This is a genomic window from Maribrevibacterium harenarium (genome assembly GCF_006385675.1).
Lineage (GTDB): Bacteria > Pseudomonadota > Gammaproteobacteria > Pseudomonadales > Marinomonadaceae > Marinomonas > Marinomonas harenarium.
Genome location: NZ_VFRR01000033.1, coordinates 1 through 3,707, shown reverse-complemented (window position 1 = coordinate 3,707; position 3,707 = coordinate 1). Strand labels below are relative to the sequence as shown.

General features: G+C 52.2%; 1 protein-coding gene. It reads left to right on the top strand.

What is annotated here, in order from left to right:
* Positions 1-3,707: beta strand repeat-containing protein (locus FJM67_RS17550; protein ID WP_181161510.1), on the top strand; the 3,707-nt coding region annotated here is incomplete at both ends.

Genomic DNA, 3,707 nt, shown 5'->3' with positions numbered 1-3,707 from the left:
CCCAGAATAGCGCCCAAGAAGACCTAACAACGACCTCAGACGGTGCTGTTGTTGTAAGCGTCAATGCAGGCGGTCTGACCATCAATGATGGTACAGATAGCACAACAGGTTTGTCGGCAGCAGGTAGCGGCAATGTACTACTGAATGTCACCGGCCAAATCACTTTGGATGCCGGATTGAACGCAGGTTCAGGCCATATCAGTGTTGTGACAGACAACACGCTAACGCAAAACGCCAATGGCGATCTGACCACCAGTCGCACAGGTATGGTTGATGTGAGAGCCAATGCCATTACCATGGCGGATGGTGCAGTCACAACCGGCGAAAACAATATCCGTTATGTAGCGGCGACAACCCTAGCCTTGGGGCAGTTGACGACAACGGGTGATATCAGCCTAAGTGCTGCGACGATCACGGATGCAAACGCCGATACGAATAACCTAACGGCCGATGAACTGCGCATTGTGACCACCGGCACAGCAGATGGAAATGGTGCAGGTACAGGTTCAGACCATCTAGAACTGAACGTCGCGAAACTGGCTGCGGATGTGAACGGCACCGGAACAGGTGGCTTATACCTCACCGAAGCAAGTGCATTGCAGATTGGTACGCTAAACGCGATTAATGTGAATCAAGTGGGTACCGATGGTACGACGCTAACAGCGAGCACTGATGCCGCACAGAGCAATCTCAACAGCGCGAGCAACCTTGTTGTAGTAACCACAAATGGCGGTATTGAAACACTCGCATCTGGCGGTGCGACGACAGCCGCAGGTAACTTGCTATTAAGCGCAGGCGGTTCGACGTCTGACTTGACGCTAGGCGGTACAGTAAGCAGCTCAGCAGGTCACATCAGCCTAAATGCCGGTCAAGATGTGCTGCAAAATGCGAATATCAGCACGGCTGGCTCGGGCAACACCATCGATGTACTCGCAACCCGTTCGATTACCATGAATGATGCCGTCACGACTACTACGCAAGATGGTAATGTGCGCCTCTCGGCGGCAAATACGGTAACCGTGAGCCATGTGGATGCGGGTACTGGTGACGTCAGTCTCAAGGGTGGATTATTCCTCGATGGTGGTGACTCTGCTACCGATATCGTTGCGAACAGCCTAAGAATTTACGCTACTTCCGGTGTCGGTAATGACGGCACGACTGTCAATGCGCTTGAAACAGACGTGACAGCGTTAGCTGCACATTCAAGAGCGAATGGTCTCTTTATCAACGAAGCGAATGCTTTGACTATTGATCAAGTTGCAAGCATTACCGTTGAGCGTGTAGGAGAAACATCTTCGACGGCTTCTATCACTGATAATAATCTGCGTGAAGATCTTGAAGATATCGAGATCCTAAGCGGTGGCGATCTTGTCATTGAGGCAACTGACTTAATCCTGAATAAAGGAAGCATAAACGATCGTGCAATTAATCTAGTTGGTGGTAACGCGAAACTCTCTGCCACCTCAGGCAATATTGCAGTTAATGGACAAATCAAGCTTGAAGGCGATGGACATGCACATTTGTCGGCGCAAGGGGATATCACACTTGCTGCGGTAACTAACACGCTAGAAACATTCTCGGGTACCGTCTATTTGGATGCGGAACAGGCGATTACGATGGCGTCTGGTTCTAACATCTTAACTATTGGCGGGGATGTTCGCCTCGATGCGGTCAAAGATATTCGTTTGAGCTCAATCCAGGCTACTGGTAGTGATGTCGCATTAACTTCTACTGCGGGTCAAGTGCTTGATAATCAGTCTAATGTCTCTGACACGAATGTAGTGGCGAATAGTTTGGCAATCAATGCGGAGAATGGCATTGCAACGACAACCAACCACTTGGAAACCACGGTTAATACTTGGTCATTGCAATCCGATAGCGGCAGTATCTTCACTCATGATACGACGTCGGTATCCACCGGTACGGTTGCCGTTTCTGTTAACAAGGTAGACAGCAGCGCGGTTGCCAGCGCTTTGGCTAGTTCACAATCCGATGTCACCACCAAAACTGGTGACGTGGTACTGAATGCAGCAAGCTCGTTGACAATCGCTGATGGAGACAGCAGTGGCTCGGCAATCACGACCACTAGCGGTGATATTCGCTTGTCGACCACCATCAGCTCTGGCTCAGACGTGGTGATTAACGGCGCGGTGAATTCTACGTCCGGCAACATCGCGGTGTACGCGAACGCGGATGTTTCTCAAGCGGCAGCAGGTGATTTGATCACGGTGAGCGGTACGGTGAATGTGAATGCGGCAAGTGGCAGCATTACCATGGCTGACGGCGCCGTTGCACAAACAACGGGACAAAATATTCGCTACCAAGCGGCGACCAATGTTCAACTTGGATTGCTAGATACCCGTACTGCAACGGATCGCACTAACGGAACCATTGTTGACCAAGCAAACTGGGGCAATGTCTATGTCGGCGCAACCAGCGGCGCGATCACAACAGTGGGTTCAAGCAACCTATTTGCTGATCAGACTCGTCTCCAAGCCGGTACCTCAATCGGTGCTGGTGCTCAGCATGTGAACACGGAAGTACGCACTATCGCTGCATTGGCTTCTGCCGGTAACCTATTTGTTACGGAAGCAACAGCCATTGCAGTGGATAACGTAAGTGCGATTTTGGTGAAAGAAATTGCTACCGACGGCGCAGTGACGGACAGCACTGATACCTCTACTTTGGCTGACCTAATCACTGCCGGTAGCAACGGCAATATCGTTCTGACTACGCTAAACGGCAGCATCGTGATCAACGATGGCGATAGCGACTCTGTGGGTGTGGTTGCCAATGGCTCTGGCTCGATCCGAATCGATGCGAACGGTAGCGGTTCAGATGTGACAAACAACGCGCAGATCAATAGCACGACCGGTCATATCACGGTGACAGCCGCTGATGCGCTTAGCATCTTGGCGAACATTACGACTGCCACAAATGGTACGGTCACCCTAGATGCGGAAGGCAGCAGCCTAACCATGGGCGGTGCGGTAACGGTTACCGCAACCAACAGCTCAGCACGCTTGAATGCCGCGACGAACGTCACTATCGGTAACGTCGTTGCGCAAAACGTTTCTGTGGTAGCGGACACCGGCAGCATTATCAATGCCACTGGCAGCACCATGAACGTGACGGCAACGAACCTTCGCCTAGAAGCGGATGACGCGATTGCGAGCAGTGATCGTCACTTGACGACCACGGTAGCCACCATCAGTGCGAACAGCACCGGTACCATCGCGACTGGTATCTACCTCACCGAAGCGGACAGCATCACGGTGGACTCTGTGGCGGTAACGACCACGGCGTTCAACACCGATGCGACAACCACCGACGTAGTCGATGCAGCGCAAGCGGATCTGATCTCGGGTAACAACGGCAATATCGTTCTGACTACGCTAAGTGGCAGCATCGTGATCAACGATGGTGATAGCGATCAAGTAGGTGTGGTAGCACACGGTTCGGGTTCTATCCGAATCGATGCCAACGGTAGCGGTTCAGATGTAACCAACAATGCGCAGATCAACAGCACCACCGGTCATATCACGGTGACAGCCGCTGGTGCCCTAAGCATCCTAGCCAATATCACCACAGCAACGAACGGCACCGTGACACTGGATGCGGAAGGCAGCAGCCTAACCATGGGCGGTGCGGTAACGGTTACCGCAACCAACAGCTCAGCACGCTTGAATGCCGCGACGAACGTCACT